Origin of the sequence: Acinetobacter sp. TR11, from assembly GCF_027105035.1 — a bacterium.
Lineage (GTDB): Bacteria > Pseudomonadota > Gammaproteobacteria > Pseudomonadales > Moraxellaceae > Acinetobacter.
Genome location: NZ_CP114256.1, coordinates 54,965 through 74,335, shown reverse-complemented (window position 1 = coordinate 74,335; position 19,371 = coordinate 54,965). Strand labels below are relative to the sequence as shown.

The window sequence follows — 19,371 nt, the reverse complement described above, 5'->3', positions numbered from 1 at the left end:
CATTATGAAACAAATTGCTTCCCCTATCTTTCAATCTTTTCTTTTACTTCTATCTCAAAGCCAAATCGATGGATGGACATCAAACAAAATTTGGAACAAATTAAATCTTTCAGAAAATGAAAAGCAACGAATCAACCAACAACAACTTTATAGACTCCTTAGAAAACTTGTACATCAAGGTCATTTGATCAAAAACATTCATTTAGACAATCCAAGACTTTCAACATTTATTGAAACAAAAAGTATGACTACATTTAGAAAGCAATTTGAAATCCAAACCGTTAAAAATGACTCAGGAAAACTTGGCTTCAAGGCTAAAGAACTAAAAGAAAAGCAAAAGATATTTGAAAACCAAATTAAAGCTTCTGAACAGGCTCTGATAGACTTTCCAGAACTAAAAACTGATATTTTGAGAAGAAAAAACCAATTACTTCAAGATATTGAAAAACTGAAAGCTTACACTGACTTTCTAACATCACTGATATAATATGAAAATGGATTAAACGAGCCTAAAGTTTCATTTCAGTATGAAACTTTATTACTCAACTGGTAGTGAAAATTGAAGAAAAAATAATTTTTAGTATGAAACTTTATTTTTTCTTCAATTATTTACAATTTATAAATTTCAATGAGATAAGGCTAGTTTAGTATGAGACTTTATTACTCTCTTACACCAACCACCATACTAATTAAACAGTGGGTTGGGTTTTTTTAATGCTTAAATGTTAGGATACCTTACTAATATTATTTACTTGTACTTCTCAAAACAAAAATAGCACTTTTAAATTATTTAACAACAGTGAGAAATAGTGATTTTTTTTAAGAACTTAATATACATAACCGCTCTTTAGTCCACTTGATAATTATTCATTTTAAAGATATTTTTAGTATATAAATTATATCGATAAATAGGATCATCTATCTTGAGTGAAATTGAATTATTTGTAGAAAAAGAGCTAGGAAAGGCTGTTCTTTTGAACCTAAAAAGAATACATATTGGAGGTACTAATAATAAAAAGGGAAGAGATTATGAAAATTTCTTTCAATTATTTAAAGCATTCGAGTTAGGCTCACAAGATATAGATCACAGAAAACATTTATTGAGTTGTCAAGAATTAGCATTTATTGATGACGTATGTCACTGGGATTTGGAAAAATCTATCAAACATAATTTTCAAGCTAAAAACTCCTCTGGTTCAGCAGCAAATTGGACTAGTGACATCACAACTCGATGTAAGCACCAAACTATCTTGGATAAAAAATTTCATAATATTACTAAATCAAAAAATTATTTATTAGTGTCATGCGAAAAGAAAAGAATTGATAATCTAAAAAAAGTACCTATAAAATTGAATAAACTTAACACATGTATTTTTTTCCCTTATTGTAAAAACTTAGTGGAACTTTTAGATCAAACTAATTTAAAGCATTACGTAACAACTTTAATTGAAACTGATGAACCATCTCAAATTGATTTCGCTGCAAATTTAATTTTAGGAGTTTTACAAGGCAGAAGTTCAGAGGACGTTAAAAGCATTTTTGAACAGGCTTGCTCAAGTGCATACCCAAATCCATTTATTAAATTTAGAAATAATACTTCTACCAATTGTGAAATACCTAAGTGGGTTGAACAAATTGTAACGACATCTTCCAACAATACAACTTATAGATTACAATCTGGTAGGGTATATTTATGTATAGCAACTGGCTTTGAAGTCACTGCTTCTTTAGATTTCATCCTACAAGTTCCTGAGTCAAAATATCAGGAAATTACTAACACTAAAGATTTAGCGATGTTATTTATGAGTTTAACTAGTGACGAGTTAAATAACATAGACACATCCCTAGATTCTTCTCCTTTAGGAGGAGCTTAGAATGGGCATAAAAAACCGTACCTACAGTAATATTGCTAATCATTTAGCAAAAGATCATTTGCAAGGTTTATTGGAATCTAAAACGAATCCAAGGGCTTATCGTGAGCATATGAAAGAGTTAGGTAAGTTATTAGCTGAATCTTTGGTACAGGACTTAAACAAATCAGAAAATTGCTTGATTATATCTACGGCAGAAGATGCTGATTTCTTACAAGCTGGTGTCGAATCCGTACTGAAGCAAAATCAGATTTCCACAAAACTTGCCGTTTTTTGGAATAATCATTATCAATTACCAACTAAAGGTAGCGTAGCGCCAATTGTTCATAAATTCATAGAACCTGGATTTGAACAAGCTGATAATATAATTATCGTTAAATCTGTAATGTCAGGTAGTTGCGTTGTTCGCACCAATTTGATTGCTATGCTAAGTCAAATTAAAAATTCTAAACAAATTTTTATTGTAGCACCTGTAGTTCATAAAAATTCAGAAATATCATTAATTAAAGAATTTCCATGTGATATTTCATCAAAATTTAATTTTGTGTATTTTGCAAAAGATTCACAAAAGGACAGCAATAGTGGTGAAGTAATCCCAGGAATTGGTGGTCAAGTCTACGAGTTATTGGGTCTTGTTAAACAACCAGCACTAACGAACTATATGCCTAAAGCTGTAGAAAAATTGGCTTTCAATCTTTAAGTGTTAGAATGGTTCCTTTCATATAAGAATTGGAGCCATTTTTATTTGGTGGTGTTTCAAAATGTATGCTGATCATTTTAACATCACTATACAAAACCGTGGTTAATGTAAAAGAATCCAAGATTAAAAGCTTTTACATGATTCAATACCTTCTTCGAAAAACAGCATGTTCTTCTTACTGCTCGCTTTATGCGGTGTCTTAATCGGCAGTTGTTTCCTTCTATCCCGACTGTATAATATTTCCCTTCTTGGTCCGGCTTAAAAATTTTGATGAAACTTTCCCAATGATCACTCGATATACAATCATAAGTAATACCCAGTTCTTCTAAACGGTTTTTTAGCCTTTGTGCTGTATGAGCATCTCTTCCTCCCCATACAAAAGCCACTATTTCTCCGCTACTTCTATCATAGACGTACTGTAGCCAATGCTTATCTTTCTTGTTGCCTACAAATGTCCAAAATTCATCAACTTCCAAGCATTTATAATGAGTTCTTTGAGGAATTATTTCATGATTTGATTGTGTAAGCGTTTTAAGTATCTTGCCAATACTAAACCTCGTAATCTTTGCAATATCCCGAATGCCACAACATCGCACAAGCATAAGCAAAATCAATTTGACCGCTTTTGAATGACAGCCTAAATACGTCAAATTATGGTCACCCACAAACTGCCTATTACATTCTTTACAACGATAGTTTTGCTTACCATCGTGTTTAATGCCATTCTTCTTTATACTTGTACTCTGGCATCGAGGACAATGAAGTTCTATTTCGATTTTCACACATTTAAATATAGCTGAATTGTTCCTCGTTGCCTCCTTTTCTTATGAGCATACTTTTTAGAACACCACCTTTTATTTAAACTATATTATCATTTATAATGGAAGGAAATCATTGTAACTTACTGATTTTCGTTATCTAATTAAAAACTATTTTTTATGACCATATAACCGTTCTTCCATCATTAAATACTAATATAAAAATTATAACAATCTGATTCCTTAAGCCACATACCGACTGCTTTTATGATTCAAAAGAATAATTGAATTTAAAATAACAGCCCCTAAAATTGAAATTAGAATCAATTTCCAATCTACGAAAAACAACGAAACTAATAAGATGGTAACATCAATTCCCATCTGCACTTTACCTGCTGGAATGTTAAAGCGTTCTTGTAAATATAGAACTAAGAGGTTGATTCCTCCTAAGCTTGAGCGATGGCGAAATAAAATCAGAAAGCTTACCCCCATCAACACATTCGCAAAAATCGCAGCATAAATTGGATTTACACTAGATAAATGAAAAAAATGAGGAATAATTTCGGTAAAACCAGCTAATAATCCAACGGCAATAAATGTCTTGACGACCAATGCCATGCCCATTTTTTTATAAGCAAAATAATAAAATGGAATATTGATCAGAAAAAATAAGATGCCAAACTTCAGGTCGGTGATATAGTGGATCAACAACGATAAGCCCGCTGTACCACCTGTCATAATCCCTGCTTGCTGCAATAAAGTCATGGCAAACGATAGAATGAATGTTCCAATTAACATTGCCAATCCATCTTCAATCTTAGAGTGTTGGTCAATCACGGGCATGACTGGACTGACCAAAGATATATTCTGATCGGTATTCATAAGGATACAACTCAATAGGAGAACAACAGCAGGGAGAAATATCTTTCAAAGAAAGATATGGCATATTTGATCATTTTTATTCAAATTTCGCAATTTATTCTTATATTTTCACCATAAATGCAATTTATACTCAAAATATTCTTTTTTGAATAATCTTTATGCAGTACAGTCCAATGCTTCAGTTTGAATGATATTGATCTAAGAGAAAGATTTTTTACTTAATCACAATCCCATTTTCTTTTAATTTTTCCAACACAATCGATGTATTTAAATTACTGACGCCAAAGTTACTAGATGACAAAATCCCAATCAACTTGACCATTTCATCTAAATTTTTGACTGCAACCTTCAGTGCAAAATCATAACTTCCTGTGAGTTTATGAATATCTTTCACCGCAGGTTCATTTAAAAGAAACTCAACAAAGCGATCATGTGTCGCATCATTGTAGTTTTGCAATTTCACTTCAATAATACCCATGATCGGTGTCGGATCTGCGCTTAATGCGATTTGCGCATAGTAACCCGTAATAATTTTATTTTGTTCAAGCTGAATACGACGACGTGAACATTGAGAAGTTGATAATCCCACCAATTCTGCTAATTCTTGATTAGCTAATCTTCCATTCATTTGTAAATAATGAATAATTTTCTGATCAAAATCATCAAGTTCAACTGACATAAAACGCTCAATTCTGTCTGAAGTTAGAGTTTAACTGATATTGATTTATCAGTTTTAGAAGTTTAACGCCTTTGGATCAAGCGGCTCAAGCTTATGACAAAATTGTAGTCGATTGAATACGCTCAATCCCCTGCTCTAACATACTGTGCCATGCGCTTTGTAGTGAACCATCCAAATCAATCGCTTTACAGGCATCTTCAATAACATAAGTTTTAAAGCCCATCTGTGCAGCATCTAAGGCTGTCCACGCCACGCAAAAGTCTGTGGCAATCCCTACGATATATACTGTATCAATTTGATGTTCTGTTAAATAACCCTTCAAACCCGTTGGTGTTTTACGATCTGCTTCCATAAAAGCAGAATAACTATCAATATCGGCATGAAAGCCTTTACGAATAACCAGTTGTGCAGTTGGAACATCCAGATTAGGATGAAATTCCGCATCGTGAGTGCCTTGAACACAATGTTTCGGCCATAACACTTGGGTTCCATACGGCAATTCAATGGTTTCAAACGGCACTTTATTGTCGTGATTATCTGCAAAAGAAATATGTTGCTCAGGATGCCAGTCCTGTGTTAGCACGATATGCTCAAACTTTTTTGCAAGTTGATTAATAATCGGAATAATTTGATCTGCTTTTGCAACGGCCAAATTCCCCCCAGGAGTAAATCCATTTTGGACATCAACAACAATTAATGCGACATGATGAGATTGTGTCTGCATACCATGCTCCAGTTTAAAACTTGTATTTTTACAATACCCTGCTGATTATGTTCTGGCTACTCATGTTTTCACTTTTACAAAAGATGAAAACAATTCAAGATAAAGATGAATTAAAGTTTTCCACAGTTTGACTAAAGCATATTGTTCTTATGCCTCCGATCAGTCATAATTTGCGTAATTGTCATTCAACCCGATCGAATTGTTGGGTGACCAATCAAAATACTGCAACCATCCAATATTTCGTTTCAACTAATTCAATCTCGGATGGGAAAATAGGATAGTTTTTTAAAATGACTCAGCTAGCACAGAATATTCAAGGCTCAATTGTCGCAATCGTCACCCCTATGTTTGAAGATGGCAGCGTAGATTGGAAGAGTCTTGAGAAGCTCGTTGAGTGGCATATCCAACAAGGTACACATAGTATTGTTGCGGTCGGCACGACGGGCGAAGCGTCTACATTAAGCATGGAAGAACACACACAAGTCATCAAAGAAGTGATTCGTGTAGCCAACAAACGTATTCCAATTATCGCAGGTACAGGTGCAAATTCAACGCGTGAAGCGATTGAATTGACTAAAGCTGCAAAAGAATTAGGTGCTGATGCGGCCTTACTCGTTACGCCATATTATAATAAACCAACACAAGAAGGCCTATATCAACACTACAAAGCTATTGCTGAAGCTGTTGATATTCCACAAATTCTTTATAATGTACCAGGTCGTACTGGTGTCGATATGCAAAACGAAACCGTTATTCGTCTTGCTGATGTTAAAAACATTGTTGGTATTAAAGATGCAACAGGCGACGTACCACGTGGTCAAGCCCTCATCGAAGGTTTAAATAATAAAATCGCTGTTTATTCAGGTGATGACGAAACTGCTTGGGAACTCATTTTACTGGGTGCAAAAGGTAATATCTCTGTAACAGCCAATGTTGCACCAAAGCAAATGAGCGAAATTTGTGAAGCTGCGTTAGTTGGAGATAAAGCAAAAGCACAAAGCTTGAATCAACAAATTGCAAATCTACACAATATTTTGTTTTGCGAATCAAACCCAATTCCTGTGAAATGGGCATTGCACGAGATGGGATCAATTGGTACTGGCGTACGCTTACCATTAACCGCTCTAGCAGAACAATATCGTGAACCGCTCCGCACAGATTTAAAAGCTGCGGGAATTATTTAATACGAGCAATTTATGATGCAATTACGTCTTGGTGTTGTCCTAGTCATTTCAGCTTTGAGTTTGACTGGTTGTGGTCGTTTTGCCCTCAATAATCATTCTTTAGATTATAAAAAAGCTCAAGCCCTTGAACCACTCAAATTTCCTGAGGGCATAACGGCAAGACCATTTACGCCATTGTATCCAGCGCCTACGGTTGACCCACTTGCAATTGAGCATGCGCCAAAGCTTGAGAATGAAAGTGGCAACCGCTATGCATTGCCTCGTCCAAAAGCGATGCAAAATTCAGCCGATAATACTTCAGCAACCGCTTCAACAGTGGGTCGCCCACAGCTCGTCACTGATGGGAATAAAAACCCATTACTCAAAGTTGATGGCCCAACAGCAGGTGCGTGGCAATATACTTTTGCAACATTGAGTAGCCTCAACTACAAAGTTATTTCTCAAGCAGAAAATGGCTATGAAGCAACGATTAAAGTAGGCGATCAAAATTACCTACTGAAATTATCGGCTGTAGGCTCAAGCAATACAGTTGCGCTATTCAAACTTGATACAACATTTGCAGACCCTGCTGTTGCAGCTGAAGTGTTAACCCAGATTTACCAAAATTGGCCAGCCTAGTCGTTTACTAGGCATACTTTTTCAAAAGGTTCCCCCATGTTAAAACAAACCTTGCTCTATACTGGTAAAGCAAAATCTGTATATGAAACAGATAATGCTGATCACCTGATTTTAGTCTTTCGTGATGATGCATCAGCATTCAATGGCGAAAAAATTGAGCAACTAGATCGTAAAGGCAAGGTGAACAACCGTTTTAATGCCTTCATCATGGAAAAGTTGGCTGAAGCGGGTATCGAAACTCATTTTGAAAAGTTACTTTCTCCAACAGAAGTACTTGTAAAGAAATTACAAATGATCCCTGTTGAATGCGTTATTCGTAACTACGCAGCAGGTTCATTATGTCGTCGTTTAGGTGTTGAAGAAGGTAAAGAATTAACGCCTCCAACATTTGAATTGTTCTTCAAAGATGATGCGCTTGGCGACCCAATGGTCAATGAATCTCAAGCAATTGCTTTAGGTTGGGCAACAGCACCTCAACTTGAAAAAATGAAAGAACTGACTTACCAAGTGAATGATGTACTGAAAGCATTATTCGATGCAGGTAATATGATTCTTGTTGATTTCAAACTTGAATTCGGTGTATTCCACGATCGTATCGTATTGGGTGATGAATTCTCTCCAGACGGTTGCCGTTTATGGGATAAAGACACCAAGAAAAAATTAGACAAAGACCGTTTCCGCCAAGGTTTAGGTGGTGTGGTTGAAGCTTATGAAGAAGTTGCTACACGTTTAGGCATTAACTTAGATAATATCTAAGCCTAAACTCTAACTTCTGAGTAAAAACCAGCCTGATTAGGCTGGTTTTTTATTGGTTTATCTACTTCCCTAATTTCTGATAAATCAGATTCCCTTCTTTATAGGTTGCCAATACCTGAATATTTTTGATCTCTCGATTTGGCACAGTCAACGGATTTTGATCCAAGATCACTAAATCAGCCAGTTTCCCTTGAGTTATCGTGCCCTTATGCTGATCTTCAAAATATTGATAAGCTGCCCAATCAGTCATGGATTTTAAAGCCATATAGGGACTCACGCGCTCATCTGCACCCAATACATAATTGCTGCGTGTCACTCGATTGACGGTTGCATCTAACATCATCAAACTATTCGGCGGCACAACAGGTGCATCATGATGCTCTGTAAAAATAAGCTGTTTCTTCAAAGCACTTGCCGTTGGTGAAATACGTGCTGCTCTCGCCTCACCTAAGGTTTGTTGACGATGCCAATCCCCCCAATAGAACGTATGCAATGAGAAGAAGGATGGAATAATATCCAAGGCTTTCAGTTGATCCAGTTGATCTTCACGAATCGTTTGAGAGTGAATCAATACGCTTCTACGATCTGCTTTGCCTTGTTTTAATGTGGCATCTTTTACAGCTCCAATAAATTGATCAATTGCCGCATCACCATTGGCATGTGCAAGTACTTGCCAACCCTGTTTAAACGCTAAATTAATATATTGATTGACCTGTTGGTTATCTTTAATCGCAGGATAGCCCTTATAGTTTTTATCTTTACCTTCAGGTGGAATTAAGTAAGGTTGTGTCAACCAAGCTGTTTTACCTTGTGGTGAGCCATCTAAACTGATTTTCACGCCACCAATACGGAAATGCTGATTATACTGACGACTACTGCCTTGCTTCAGCATATACTCCTGACTGGTGGTAATATCTGGATAAGAAACCACATCAATTGGCAATTGATTTTGTTTGGCTAAAGCATGCCACATCTCCGTTGTGCCCTGATCTGCACGCCCTTCCTGTACCGTGGTAAAACCATTTTTGACGTAGGCATCGATACCTTTTTGCGCGATTTGGAACATCACTTGCGGCGGCACATCTTTAAAAATTGAACCAATCGCCGTAAATAAAGCCGATTCTTCTAAGACTCCATTTGGAATATTTGAATTGGCTTCACGACGAATAACTCCTCCTTCTGGATTTGGTGTATTTTGATTAAAATTCAGTAATTCTAATGCTTTATGATTCACAGAAGCTAAATGCCCAGACTGATGTAAAATCATCACGGGTTGATCTTTGGACACCCGATCTAAATCACTTGCCGTAGGATGACGTTGTTCAGATAATTGTGCATCATCATAACCATTTCCCAAAATCCAACCACCCATCATTTTAATCACTGCTGGATTTTGTGTCTTCCACGTATTCATTACCTTTACAAGTGAGTTGATATCAGAAACTGAACCATCAGGCATCGGATACAAGTTCGCCACCATTTGATGAAAACCCACCATATTCACATGGCTATGCGCATCAATAAAACTCGGCAATAAGGTTTTGTTGTTTAGATTAATATATTGAACTTGGGCATTTGCCAACCGTTCTGCTTGCTGCTTCGAGCCAACAAATACGATTTTCCCGTCCTTTACTAATAGCGCCTCAGCATATTTAGGCTGCATTCCTTCCATCGTCAGAATAGAGCCACCATAAAATAATTTCTCCGTTGACTGCTGTTGAGCTGACTTGATGCTCATACAACCAGATACAGCAACGGTAAACAAAGTGATGAGAGAAACAGGATAAAAATATTTTAAATGCATAGAGCTAATTCCATGTTTTTATTATGTCTTTATTATTAAACCTTATTCTTTTTCTGTTGAAAAAGGTTAAAAGGATTCTTTTTGTAATACGAAAATAATATTTATCGTGCGATACAACATTCAAAAGACGAAATGAATACTGTGAAATTAAAATATCTTTGTAAGCCTATTAGAGACTTTAATTGCAATATCATCCACATAGCGACTATAAGGAGTCGCTAAAACAATACTTATCATCACTGTAAACAAACTCGCCCACAGACCCGCTACCCAATACGAAAAACCCAATTGAATATGCAATAGATTAAAACAAGGAATTGCTAAAGCATAAATCACAGCAAGATGAATTAAATAAATAGAAAATGAGATCTTGCCTAAGAAAGCTAAAAATGGCGAATCAAAAAATTGTGCTAACCATTTGCCTTTTAATACCGCATACACGATACAAAAACCGCCAATGAAATTCAGGTAATCGTAGGTTTGCTCACCTAAAAATTGAGCAAAAATCCGATAACTCAAACTTTCATTATGCGCACCACAGAAATATAGCCCCAGCGTGAATAGCAACACAGATAACCCTGTTGCTAATTCTGATGCATATAGAAATAAACCCATACCTAAAATAAAGCTCAGCATACCGAGTAATACTGTTTGTGAAATCGTATAGGCTGTCGCAGTACTCAACAGCAAGAATACACCTGCAAGCATCGGTCGTTTGCTATAAAAATAACTGGCGAGATAAATTACCAATGAACCGAGCAGCTCAATCTGCATCGTCCACAATACCCAATTATAGCTTGAGTCGCCAAATAAAAATGCTCCGATACTGCCCTCATACAAAGCTATACTTAATTTTGGATGAGGATTTGCCAAAGCTGCCCCCCATTCAGAAACATGCGTAACATCGACAGGAACAAAACAAACGAGGTAGGCAACAATACAAGAAATAAACGCAGGAATAGCCAAACGTGGATAACGTTTAATTAATGATTTTTTGAGTTTTTCAGCTGAATTTTTCTTTTTTAAACTCGATAAACTTAGGACATAACCGCTTAAAACAAAAAAGACAAAAACCGCGCCTGTACCTGAATAAAAGAATGCAAATGGAGAATGATAAAGTTGATCAAAAAAGGGATATTGAGGTACAGCACTTAAATCAAAATGATGCATTTGAGGAAAGAATGTCAACGATAGATGTGACAACACAACCGCAAGGCAGGCTAAACCTCGGATACTTTCCGCAGCATTGATTTTGTTTGTGATCATGGCAGAGCTTTATCATCCGTGATATGCCGCGATAATGCGATCTTTTATGTGAAGTGTCTAGTAGCCACTTAAAAAATATAGTGACTATAACAACTCAGAATAAAAGCATCTACCCATCTGAAATGCGCCTACTTATTGCTTCACTCGAGTCGAGAACCAACATAAAATTGACCCCATACACACCATAAAGGCACCATACCAAAAAGAAATCGTCAGTGGCGTACTGAGTAGAATTGCCGAGAAAAAAGCTGAGAATACAGGAATGAAATACGAAGCACCTGCCAATAACGTGACATTGCCATGCAAAATCCCGACATTCCATGCAGCATAACCAAAGCCCATAGCGGCAGCGGCAAAAAGTAAGGACGTGGAAGATGACCAATCAAAATCAAATGCGGCGCCGCCCATCAATGCATATTTAATCCAAAGCACCATCGAAACCAACATAAAAAATAAGGTAATCCCATTACTACCCTTAGCCATCTTCGCAGTGAGAGTACAATAAGCCGACCAAAGGAGCGTTCCGATGAAAGCCAGTGCATAACTCAGTGGGTTATGTTGTATGTTTGCCCACATGCTAGGTAAATCAAGACCTTGCTCACCGCCTAATACCCAGCAAATGCCCAAGAGAGAGATCATAAAACCAGGAATAATGAGAAAATTGGCTTTTTGTTGATTAAATACAATAGCAGCAACCATCGTGAATGTTGGCCATAAATAGTTCACCATCCCAACTTCAATCGCTTCTCGATTATTACTGCTAAAGCCAATAGATAGTGATAAACACACTTCATAGCTAACAAATAAAATACTACCCCAAATTAAATAGGCTTTTGGAAAATTTTTAAGCTTGCTCCAACCTACTGAAAAAAACAGGAAAATAGAGGCAAGCGTATAAATTAATGCTGCGCCACCGACTGCACCAAAATGCGAGCTGACATCCTTGATCAAAGCAACGATCAAGCTCCAAAGGAAGATCGCAAGCAATCCAATGAGTGTGGCTTTTTTTGAGTTCATGTTAAAATAAATCGAATATAAAACCGCAGTCAGATTCCCATTTACACTTTTGGGAACTTGACTAGGTGAAATGTGAAAATACAACTCATCTGTTTAAACAGATCTTTATTGTTGCTGCTGTTCCTGCTGCCAACGGCGTTGCTGCAAACGTTCGGCTTCAACTTCACGTTTATTTAAGGCTCGCTCATACAGCTTCGTACCCCGCAACTCAGGTGGCAAATAATCCTGTAAAACAAAATGCTCAGGGTAATGATGTGGATAGAGATAATCCACGCCATAACCTTGTTGCTTCATCAATTTGGTTGGTGCATTACGTAGATGCAACGGCACAGGCAAATTCGCAGTTTTTTCGGCAAGCTCCAAAGCTCGGTTAATCGCGAGATAGGTACTATTACTTTTCGGGCTGGTTGCGAGATATACAGCACATTGACCTAAAATAATCCGTGCTTCAGGCATACCGACCGCTTGTACTGAACGGAAACACTCACCCGCCAACAACAAGGCATTCGGATTCGAGTTGCCAATATCTTCCGATGCTGCAATCAACATTCGACGTGCAATAAAAATAGGGTCTTCACCACCTTTGAGCATGCGTGCCATCCAGTATAGGGTCGCATCCGCATCGCTACCACGAATTGATTTGATAAATGCCGAAACCAAATCATAATGCTGCTCACCTGATTTGTCATAACGTGCAATATTCTGCTGTGCGACTTTGACCACAATCGCATTGGTCACGATATTTTCAATATCAGGCTCAAAAGTGCTGGCAATTAAATCAATCAAATTAAGCGCTTTACGTGCATCACCCGCAGCAAATTGAATAAGCGCATCATATTCTTCAATCTGAATAAAACGCTCTTTCAAAAACTTATCACTTTGAATGGCTTTATTGATCAGGGTTTGAATCGCATCAGCATCCAAACTGTTTAAGGTATAAACCTGACAACGAGAAAGCAGTGCACTATTCACTTCAAAAGATGGATTCTCCGTGGTTGCACCAATCAAAGTGATTTTGCCTTTTTCAACTGCATTCAGTAAGGCATCTTGTTGTGACTTATTAAAACGATGAATCTCGTCAATAAACACCACTGGTGTCAGTAGATCACCACTTTCAGCAATCACTTCACGCAGCTCTTTTACGCCCGTATTTAATGCAGATAAACTAATAAAAGGGCGATCGACTGCTTGTGCCAATAATAAAGCAATCGTGGTTTTCCCTACCCCTGGTGGTCCCCAAAAGATAATCGAAGGCAAATGCCCCTGATCAATCATTTGACGTAACGGTGCATGCTCACCGAGCAAATGATCTTGCCCGATGATTTCTGACAAATCACGAGGGCGTAAGCGTTCAGGTAAAGGAATATGCGTATCTGACATCATCACGGACTTTATACTGTTTTATCCTAGTCTATTGCGTCTGATCCAAATCTACAATTTGAATCTGCAATCACGCGACATTCTATTGCGCAGTATTCTTTTGAAGTAACTGCTGCATGACATGGTAGCTTGCAGTAATTCGAGCTTCATTCGGAAAATTAGTATTCGCGAGCATCACAATCCCAATTTTCTGCTGTGGAATAAATGCAGCATAGGCACCAAAGCCATTACTTGAACCAGTTTTATTAAACAATGTTGCTGCTCGAGCACGCTTTGGTTGTTTGATCGGTGTAACGATATGACTTTCTAAAGCCATTTTGCTTGAATTGCCTTGTAAAAGTGTTTCAAGCTTAACAGGATAAGCATATTGCTCCCAACCTAAACCTTGGGTCATCGCACCGACTTTAAAATACCCAACATGCGTATTTTCAATCGCTTTGCGAAGAGGGTGTTTTAATTTTTGTGGGTAAATTTGAACATCTAAAAATTTCAGCATATCGAAACTGCTACTCTTCACGCCATACGCTTCCGCATCAAACATCCCCGCAGAAACGCGAATGGGTTGGTCATTTTTATACCCCCATGCGTATTGTGGCATCTGCTGCTCAGGCACATGAATAAAACTCTGTGTCAAACCAAGTTGCGGAAACAACGTTTTCTCAAGTAATTCTGCATACGGCTTTTTCATGGCGAATGCCGTGACATAACCCATCAAACCAATACTTGGATTGGAATATTGACGAGCTGCACCAACTTTGGTTTTTGGCTGCCAAGTCTGAAAATATTGAAGCATATCCTGCTGACTAACAACTTCATCTGGAAATTGCAGCGGAAAGCCACCTGCGGTATATGTACCTAAATTTAAAATCGTAGCTTTATTCAGTGCGGTATTTTTTAATTCTGGAAAATACTTGGCAGGATGATCAGACAACAATAATTGCCCTTGCGCCTGTGCATAGCCTGTCAAAGTAGCATTAAAGGTCTTACTGACTGAGCCAAGTTCAAATAAGGTCTTATTACTCATCGGTTGATTGCTTTGCTTGGAAGCAACACCATAATTTACAAAGTAATGCTGCCCTTTCAATGTCACCGCAACCACTAATCCAGGAATCTTATATTGATCTAATAGTGGTTTAAATTGCTGATCTACAATCTCTTTGACTTGCTGCTCACTGAGCGGTTGCGCCCAAACCGAAGAATAACAAGATAAAAGCCCTACGGTGAAGAACAGCATTCTTGATGCGATCATGTCTATTTCCCAAACTCATTTCATTCAAACAACTAGAGAGCCTGCGGCAACAATGCCTGCCTCTCGATGCTCATCCTATCGGGGGAATAGAAAAATTACTGTAAAAGTATTGTTTTTATTGCTGAGAAATGCTGATCAATAAAGAGAACTCTATCTTATCGTATCCAACGTACGACATAATCTTCGATATCTTCGTCATTGATATCTTGTTCTGAAATACAGCGTCCTGCTGCTGATTTTTTCGCTTTAATCACACTTTGACGTGAGCCCGTATTTAAATAATGCCATGACGGTAAATTTTTACCTTCATTCAAACGGCGATAAGCACAACTAGGAGGTAACCATGTAATTGTTTGCAATCTTTCAGGTGTCAATTGAATACAATCTGCAACATGCTGTTGACGATTCGGATAATCAGAACAACGTGCCGTTTTACAATCTAATAATTTACATGCAACTTTGGTGTATGCGACTTCTGCCGTTTCTTCATCTTCAAGCTTAACCAAACAACATAAACCGCAACCATCACACAATGCCTCCCACTCAGTATTATTCAACTGATCAAGTGGATATAGTTTCCAAAAGTTAGCGCGCAATTCGGTAGACATGGCAAATGTTTTAGGCTTTTAAAATTTGTGTTGATTATAGCATTTATTCCCAATCAAGCTGTTTTCCAAGCGACTTAAGCGATTAACAATACTTAAGTTATTGAACATTTCAACCACAGAAACACCACATTTGGTTCAAAAAATACACGCTATAGTAATCTCATAACGATAAATTTAGGAGTAAGTAATATGTTCCGTTGGGCTATTATCTTTGCAGTGATTGCATTAATCGCGAGTTTATTAGGTTTTGGTGGTGTTGCTGGTTTATCCAAAGACTTTGCCGTCATTTTATTAGTGATCGCGGCTATTCTTGCTGTAGTGGGTTTTTTATCACGCGGTAAAGCTTAGTTTAAAGAGAAATAAAAATTCAGAAAGAAAAAAGAAGAATCGCCGTATTCTTCTTTTTTTATTGTCATCATTTCAGCCGAATAAAAATTTGTCTTTCCGCTAACATCATCAATTTTTTGCTTTTTTATGCTTTAATCAAAGCATTGAAAATATAGATCAGGATTAAAAAATGAGCTTTCCAATTACAACACGTGAAATTGAATATACTGCACCAGATGGTCAGCGCCTTATTGGCTATTTTGCGACACCTATCCGCGATGTACCAGTTGCAGGAGTTATTGTTGCTCCAGAATGGTGGGGACGTACCGAATACACCGAGCAACGTGCGCGTGAACTTGCAGAACACGGTTTTGCTGCTCTCGCAATTGATATGTATGGAGACAAAAAAGTTACCTCTGATGTTCCTCAAGCATCTGCATGGATGATGCAAACATTTGATCATGTAGACACCGTGGTTGAGCGTGCTCAAGCAGGCTTAGATGCTTTAAAAGCACAACCAGAGGTCAATACTGAAAAATTGGCAGCAATTGGTTTTTGTTATGGTGGTAAAGTTGTTCTGGATTTGGCGCGATCTGGTGCCGATTTGAAAGCTGTGGTGACCTTCCACGCGAATTTAAGCCCTAAAGCACCTGCACAAAAAGGAAAGATTCAGGCTGAAATTCTTGTATTACATGGTGAGATCGACACCATGGTTTCTTTAGATGATGTCGCAAGCTTCCGTCAGGAAATGCACGATGCAGAAGTCGATCATGACGTGATTATTTTTGAAGATGCCAAACATGGTTTTAGTAATCGCCTCGCAGATGAGCGAGCTAAAGCAAATAATGTTGACTTAGGCTATAACGCCGAAGCTGAACATCAAGGATTAGAAGCTATGTATGAATTACTAGATAAACATTTAACCTGATTCAAAATATTGGCATAAACTTTCGCAAAGACTTCATTCTGTGTAGGTGGCATTTATGTCTCCTACACACGAACAAATGTTTTTATCATTTAAATGAGTCCACGATTATATTTTCATTATACTAAGCCTCTGCTTTTGATTGTTCTGATTCATGTCTGATTTCTCATTTTCTGATGCACTACTCACGTGGTTCGACCAACATGGCCGCCACGATTTACCATGGCAAGTCGCTGATGATCCCTACAAAGTGTGGGTGTCAGAAATCATGCTACAACAGACTCAAGTTAAAACTGTGCTGCAATATTTTGATCGCTTTATCGAAAGGTTTCCAACCGTAGACGATCTTGGTCAGGCCAGTTGGGATGACGTTGCCCCTTATTGGGCTGGTTTAGGCTACTATGCCCGTGCACGCAATCTGCACAAAGCCGCTGCAATCGTAAAGCAGAAAGGAAAGTTTCCTGAAACATTAGAACAGTGGATTGAATTACCAGGCATTGGTCGTTCAACTGCTGGTGCATTAATGTCTCTTGGCTTACGACAATATGGCGTCATTATGGATGGCAATGTGAAACGAGTTTTAGCACGTTTTTTTGCGATTGAAGATGATCTATCTAAGCCACAACATGAGCGTGCTTTATGGCAAATTGCGGAACAGCTGTGTCCGAAAGAACGTAACCATGATTACACCCAAGCAATCATGGATTTGGGTGCTACAGTCTGCACACCGAAAAAGCCTTTATGTTTATACTGCCCAATGCAACAACACTGTCAGGCCTATCAACAAGGTTTAGAACAAGAACTCCCATTTAAAAAAGCAAAAAAACCTGTCCCTGTTAAAACGGCGAATGTGCTCCTAATTCAAGCAGATCGTGAGTGGCTTTGGCAACAACGTGAAGCCCACGGTCTATGGGGAGGTTTGTATTGTCTGCCTATCATCGAACAGGCAACCGAATTACAACAGATTGAACAGCAATTTAAGCTCCAAGCTCAAGTATCATCACTACAGATTAGTCATAGTTTTACTCACTTTACATGGATACTGCATGAACAACTGTTCCACGTGGAACATGATCAAAAAGAACAGCTCAGTATCGAATTAAATGGAGTATGGCTAAGTCCAGAAGCTGCGATTGCCAAAGGCATTCCAACCGCCATGAAAAAATTGATTACAGCAAAACAAAAGACTTGCTCTACTTAATTGTTGTAAATCGAAATCACAAGGAGTTTGTGTGCGTCTTTCGATTCCATTTATCGTGATTAGTCTATTGGCTATTCTAATTTCTGCATGTACGACAACGCCTAGTAAGCCTACGCCCCTACCAGCCACTCAAATCAATAAACTTAAAAATCTGCGTTTAGATAGCCGTTTGCCCGTTCCAGTCAAAGGTATCAATCGAAGTGAATTACGAGATACTTGGGGAGCTGCACGTAGCCAAGGACGTAACCACGAAGGGATTGATATCATGGCGGAGCGTGGGACGAAAGTGTATAGTGCTACCGAAGGGTTAGTCGCTGATTTACGTAATAATAATTTAGGTGGCAAAATCATTTGGATTCTTGGACCATCTGGTTCTTGGCACTACTATGCCCATTTAGATGGTCATAAACGTGGTCTTAATGTGGGAGACTATGTTCATAAAGGCGACCTCATTGGTTATGTGGGCAATACAGGCAATGCTCGTGCGACTGCCCCACATTTACATTATGGTATTTATTTAAATGGCAAAGGGCGTGGAGCAGTCAATCCATACTCATATTTACGTTAGGAACATAGAATGTCAGAAGCATTGATTGAACGACTGGTTAAATTTGCAGAGTCTGGAAATCAGCAAAAAATCATCATCAATGGTACAAGCTATCAAGGCTGGATTATGGAAATTACCGAAGATGCTCTGCTGATTAGCACAGGATTTGCAGATAAATCTGGTAAAGACTTTTGGCTTAAATTTACTGATTTAAATACAGCTGAACTGTATTATTGGGATACTCGCCCAAATGAATGGGTGGCATTCACACTTTAATGATTTTATATGAATAACAATAGGGAGCATCAAATATGACGATTCAACGCTGTGGCTGGTGCTCCAATGATCCACTCTATATTAACTACCACGATAAAGAATGGGGCAAAGTAGAACAAGATGAAAAACGATTATTTGAGATGCTTTGTCTTGAAGGTCAACAAGCTGGATTATCATGGATTACAGTACTAAAAAAGCGCGAGAATTACCGTTCACACTTCTTTCACTATCCAATTACTAAGATTGCAGAGTTTACTGATGATCAACTCGAAGACAAACTGAGTGATGCAGGATTAATTCGTCATCTAGGTAAACTTAAAGCGATTCGAGACAATGCAATTGCATGGCAGCAACTCAAAAATGAAGTTGGTGATGTATCTCATTGGCTATGGGCCTTTGTTGACCATCAGACTCCAAATAACGATGTCATTCACTATCGTGATGCACCTGCACAAACCGAACTCAGTCAAAAACTTTCAAAAACACTGAAAAAACGTGGTTTTAAATTTGTTGGCCCCACAACTTGTTATGCGTTTATGCAAGCGGTAGGAATGGTCAACGATCACGAAAATCACTGCCATTTTAAATAATATCAATTC

The 19,371-nt window shown here is 37.9% G+C and carries 22 protein-coding genes; 12 read left to right on the top strand and 10 right to left on the bottom strand.

Going from position 1 to position 19,371, the window contains the following annotated elements; all coding sequences use genetic code 11:
* Positions 1–4: 4 nt before the first annotated feature.
* The 3 genes from O1450_RS00325 to O1450_RS00315 all read left to right on the top strand — a co-directional run bounded on the left by O1450_RS00325 (position 5) and on the right by O1450_RS00315 (position 2,571).
* The gene (locus O1450_RS00325) at positions 5–487 is read left to right on the top strand and encodes a hypothetical protein (RefSeq protein WP_269229285.1); all 483 of its coding nucleotides are present in this window, start codon (positions 5–7) and stop codon (positions 485–487) included.
* A gap of 436 nt (positions 488–923) precedes the next feature.
* Positions 924–1,874 (top strand): hypothetical protein, encoded by a 951-nt coding sequence (locus tag O1450_RS00320; protein WP_269229284.1) that lies wholly within the window; start codon positions 924–926, stop codon positions 1,872–1,874.
* A gap of 1 nt (position 1,875) precedes the next feature.
* The gene (locus tag O1450_RS00315; RefSeq protein ID WP_269229283.1) at positions 1,876–2,571 is read left to right on the top strand and encodes a hypothetical protein; all 696 of its coding nucleotides are present in this window, start codon (positions 1,876–1,878) and stop codon (positions 2,569–2,571) included.
* Positions 2,572–2,657: 86 nt separating this feature from the next.
* Here O1450_RS00315 and O1450_RS00310 read toward each other — a convergent pair whose 3' ends face one another.
* The 4 genes from O1450_RS00310 to pncA all read right to left on the bottom strand — a co-directional run bounded on the left by O1450_RS00310 (position 2,658) and on the right by pncA (position 5,614).
* Positions 2,658–3,353, bottom strand: coding sequence for an IS1 family transposase (locus O1450_RS00310; RefSeq protein ID WP_269228136.1), 696 nt, complete (start codon positions 3,351–3,353; stop codon positions 2,658–2,660).
* Between the two features lie 219 nt (positions 3,354–3,572).
* Positions 3,573–4,211: a YitT family protein gene (locus tag O1450_RS00305; protein WP_005219171.1), complete on the bottom strand. Its 639-nt coding sequence runs from the start codon at positions 4,209–4,211 to the stop codon at positions 3,573–3,575.
* 214 nt (positions 4,212–4,425) lie between these two features.
* On the bottom strand, positions 4,426–4,890 hold the full coding sequence (locus tag O1450_RS00300) for an Lrp/AsnC family transcriptional regulator (RefSeq protein WP_269229282.1): 465 nt from the start codon (positions 4,888–4,890) through the stop codon (positions 4,426–4,428).
* A 91-nt stretch (positions 4,891–4,981) separates the two neighbouring features.
* Positions 4,982–5,614 (bottom strand): bifunctional nicotinamidase/pyrazinamidase, encoded by a 633-nt coding sequence (pncA, locus tag O1450_RS00295; RefSeq protein ID WP_269229281.1) that lies wholly within the window; start codon positions 5,612–5,614, stop codon positions 4,982–4,984.
* Positions 5,615–5,904: 290 nt separating this feature from the next.
* On the opposite strand from pncA, the gene dapA reads away from it, so the two are divergent.
* Genes dapA through purC form a run of 3 tightly spaced genes read left to right on the top strand, consistent with a single transcriptional unit; the run spans position 5,905 to position 8,172 of the window.
* Complete coding sequence (gene dapA / locus O1450_RS00290; RefSeq protein WP_269229280.1) at positions 5,905–6,798, top strand: 4-hydroxy-tetrahydrodipicolinate synthase; 894 nt, start codon at positions 5,905–5,907, stop codon at positions 6,796–6,798.
* 15 nt (positions 6,799–6,813) lie between these two features.
* The gene (locus O1450_RS00285; protein WP_269230383.1) at positions 6,814–7,416 is read left to right on the top strand and encodes a lipoprotein-34 precursor (NlpB); all 603 of its coding nucleotides are present in this window, start codon (positions 6,814–6,816) and stop codon (positions 7,414–7,416) included.
* A gap of 36 nt (positions 7,417–7,452) precedes the next feature.
* Complete coding sequence (gene purC, locus O1450_RS00280; protein ID WP_269229279.1) at positions 7,453–8,172, top strand: phosphoribosylaminoimidazolesuccinocarboxamide synthase; 720 nt, start codon at positions 7,453–7,455, stop codon at positions 8,170–8,172.
* 61 nt (positions 8,173–8,233) lie between these two features.
* Here the strand turns inward: purC and O1450_RS00275 are convergent, their stop codons facing one another.
* The 6 genes from O1450_RS00275 to O1450_RS00250 all read right to left on the bottom strand — a co-directional run bounded on the left by O1450_RS00275 (position 8,234) and on the right by O1450_RS00250 (position 15,496).
* Positions 8,234–9,976 (bottom strand): amidohydrolase, encoded by a 1,743-nt coding sequence (locus tag O1450_RS00275; protein ID WP_269229278.1) that lies wholly within the window; start codon positions 9,974–9,976, stop codon positions 8,234–8,236.
* Positions 9,977–10,123: 147 nt separating this feature from the next.
* Positions 10,124–11,242: an acyltransferase family protein gene (locus tag O1450_RS00270; RefSeq protein ID WP_269229277.1), complete on the bottom strand. Its 1,119-nt coding sequence runs from the start codon at positions 11,240–11,242 to the stop codon at positions 10,124–10,126.
* Between the two features lie 132 nt (positions 11,243–11,374).
* On the bottom strand, positions 11,375–12,259 hold the full coding sequence (yddG, locus tag O1450_RS00265; protein WP_269229276.1) for an aromatic amino acid DMT transporter YddG: 885 nt from the start codon (positions 12,257–12,259) through the stop codon (positions 11,375–11,377).
* A 105-nt stretch (positions 12,260–12,364) separates the two neighbouring features.
* Positions 12,365–13,639: a replication-associated recombination protein A gene (locus O1450_RS00260; protein WP_269230382.1), complete on the bottom strand. Its 1,275-nt coding sequence runs from the start codon at positions 13,637–13,639 to the stop codon at positions 12,365–12,367.
* An 82-nt stretch (positions 13,640–13,721) separates the two neighbouring features.
* Positions 13,722–14,888 (bottom strand): class C beta-lactamase, encoded by a 1,167-nt coding sequence (gene ampC / locus O1450_RS00255; RefSeq protein WP_269229275.1) that lies wholly within the window; start codon positions 14,886–14,888, stop codon positions 13,722–13,724.
* 155 nt (positions 14,889–15,043) lie between these two features.
* The gene (locus tag O1450_RS00250) at positions 15,044–15,496 is read right to left on the bottom strand and encodes a YcgN family cysteine cluster protein (protein ID WP_269229274.1); all 453 of its coding nucleotides are present in this window, start codon (positions 15,494–15,496) and stop codon (positions 15,044–15,046) included.
* 189 nt (positions 15,497–15,685) lie between these two features.
* Here O1450_RS00250 and O1450_RS00245 point away from each other — a divergent pair, with 189 nt between their 5' ends.
* From O1450_RS00245 to O1450_RS00220, 6 genes are all read left to right on the top strand, one after another.
* Positions 15,686–15,844 (top strand): DUF1328 domain-containing protein, encoded by a 159-nt coding sequence (locus O1450_RS00245; protein WP_004659733.1) that lies wholly within the window; start codon positions 15,686–15,688, stop codon positions 15,842–15,844.
* Positions 15,845–16,013: 169 nt separating this feature from the next.
* On the top strand, positions 16,014–16,751 hold the full coding sequence (locus tag O1450_RS00240) for a dienelactone hydrolase family protein (protein ID WP_269229273.1): 738 nt from the start codon (positions 16,014–16,016) through the stop codon (positions 16,749–16,751).
* Positions 16,752–16,902: 151 nt separating this feature from the next.
* A complete protein-coding gene (gene mutY / locus O1450_RS00235; protein ID WP_269229272.1) occupies positions 16,903–17,949 on the top strand; it encodes an A/G-specific adenine glycosylase in 1,047 nt (348 codons plus the stop codon).
* Between the two features lie 31 nt (positions 17,950–17,980).
* A complete protein-coding gene (locus O1450_RS00230) occupies positions 17,981–18,517 on the top strand; it encodes a M23 family metallopeptidase (protein ID WP_269229271.1) in 537 nt (178 codons plus the stop codon).
* 9 nt (positions 18,518–18,526) lie between these two features.
* Entirely contained in the window at positions 18,527–18,772 is a 246-nt protein-coding gene (locus tag O1450_RS00225; protein WP_269229270.1) for a hypothetical protein, read from the top strand.
* 35 nt (positions 18,773–18,807) lie between these two features.
* Complete coding sequence (locus O1450_RS00220; RefSeq protein ID WP_269229269.1) at positions 18,808–19,362, top strand: DNA-3-methyladenine glycosylase I; 555 nt, start codon at positions 18,808–18,810, stop codon at positions 19,360–19,362.
* Positions 19,363–19,371: the final 9 nt, after the last annotated feature.

Coding starts and splice junctions, on each gene's coding strand:
- O1450_RS00245 (WP_004659733.1), top strand. CDS start 15,686: ATGTTCCGTTGGGCTATTATCTTTGCAGTGATTGCATTAATCGCGAGT.
- purC (WP_269229279.1), top strand. CDS start 7,453: ATGTTAAAACAAACCTTGCTCTATACTGGTAAAGCAAAATCTGTATAT.
- O1450_RS00275 (WP_269229278.1), bottom strand. CDS start 9,976: ATGCATTTAAAATATTTTTATCCTGTTTCTCTCATCACTTTGTTTACC.
- O1450_RS00260 (WP_269230382.1), bottom strand. CDS start 13,639: ATGTCAGATACGCATATTCCTTTACCTGAACGCTTACGCCCTCGTGAT.
- O1450_RS00305 (WP_005219171.1), bottom strand. CDS start 4,211: ATGAATACCGATCAGAATATATCTTTGGTCAGTCCAGTCATGCCCGTG.
- O1450_RS00220 (WP_269229269.1), top strand. CDS start 18,808: ATGACGATTCAACGCTGTGGCTGGTGCTCCAATGATCCACTCTATATT.
- O1450_RS00240 (WP_269229273.1), top strand. CDS start 16,014: ATGAGCTTTCCAATTACAACACGTGAAATTGAATATACTGCACCAGAT.
- dapA (WP_269229280.1), top strand. CDS start 5,905: ATGACTCAGCTAGCACAGAATATTCAAGGCTCAATTGTCGCAATCGTC.
- O1450_RS00270 (WP_269229277.1), bottom strand. CDS start 11,242: ATGATCACAAACAAAATCAATGCTGCGGAAAGTATCCGAGGTTTAGCC.
- O1450_RS00250 (WP_269229274.1), bottom strand. CDS start 15,496: ATGTCTACCGAATTGCGCGCTAACTTTTGGAAACTATATCCACTTGAT.
- O1450_RS00300 (WP_269229282.1), bottom strand. CDS start 4,890: ATGTCAGTTGAACTTGATGATTTTGATCAGAAAATTATTCATTATTTA.
- ampC (WP_269229275.1), bottom strand. CDS start 14,888: ATGATCGCATCAAGAATGCTGTTCTTCACCGTAGGGCTTTTATCTTGT.
- O1450_RS00225 (WP_269229270.1), top strand. CDS start 18,527: ATGTCAGAAGCATTGATTGAACGACTGGTTAAATTTGCAGAGTCTGGA.
- pncA (WP_269229281.1), bottom strand. CDS start 5,614: ATGCAGACACAATCTCATCATGTCGCATTAATTGTTGTTGATGTCCAA.
- O1450_RS00285 (WP_269230383.1), top strand. CDS start 6,814: ATGCAATTACGTCTTGGTGTTGTCCTAGTCATTTCAGCTTTGAGTTTG.
- yddG (WP_269229276.1), bottom strand. CDS start 12,259: ATGAACTCAAAAAAAGCCACACTCATTGGATTGCTTGCGATCTTCCTT.
- O1450_RS00325 (WP_269229285.1), top strand. CDS start 5: ATGAAACAAATTGCTTCCCCTATCTTTCAATCTTTTCTTTTACTTCTA.
- mutY (WP_269229272.1), top strand. CDS start 16,903: ATGTCTGATTTCTCATTTTCTGATGCACTACTCACGTGGTTCGACCAA.
- O1450_RS00315 (WP_269229283.1), top strand. CDS start 1,876: ATGGGCATAAAAAACCGTACCTACAGTAATATTGCTAATCATTTAGCA.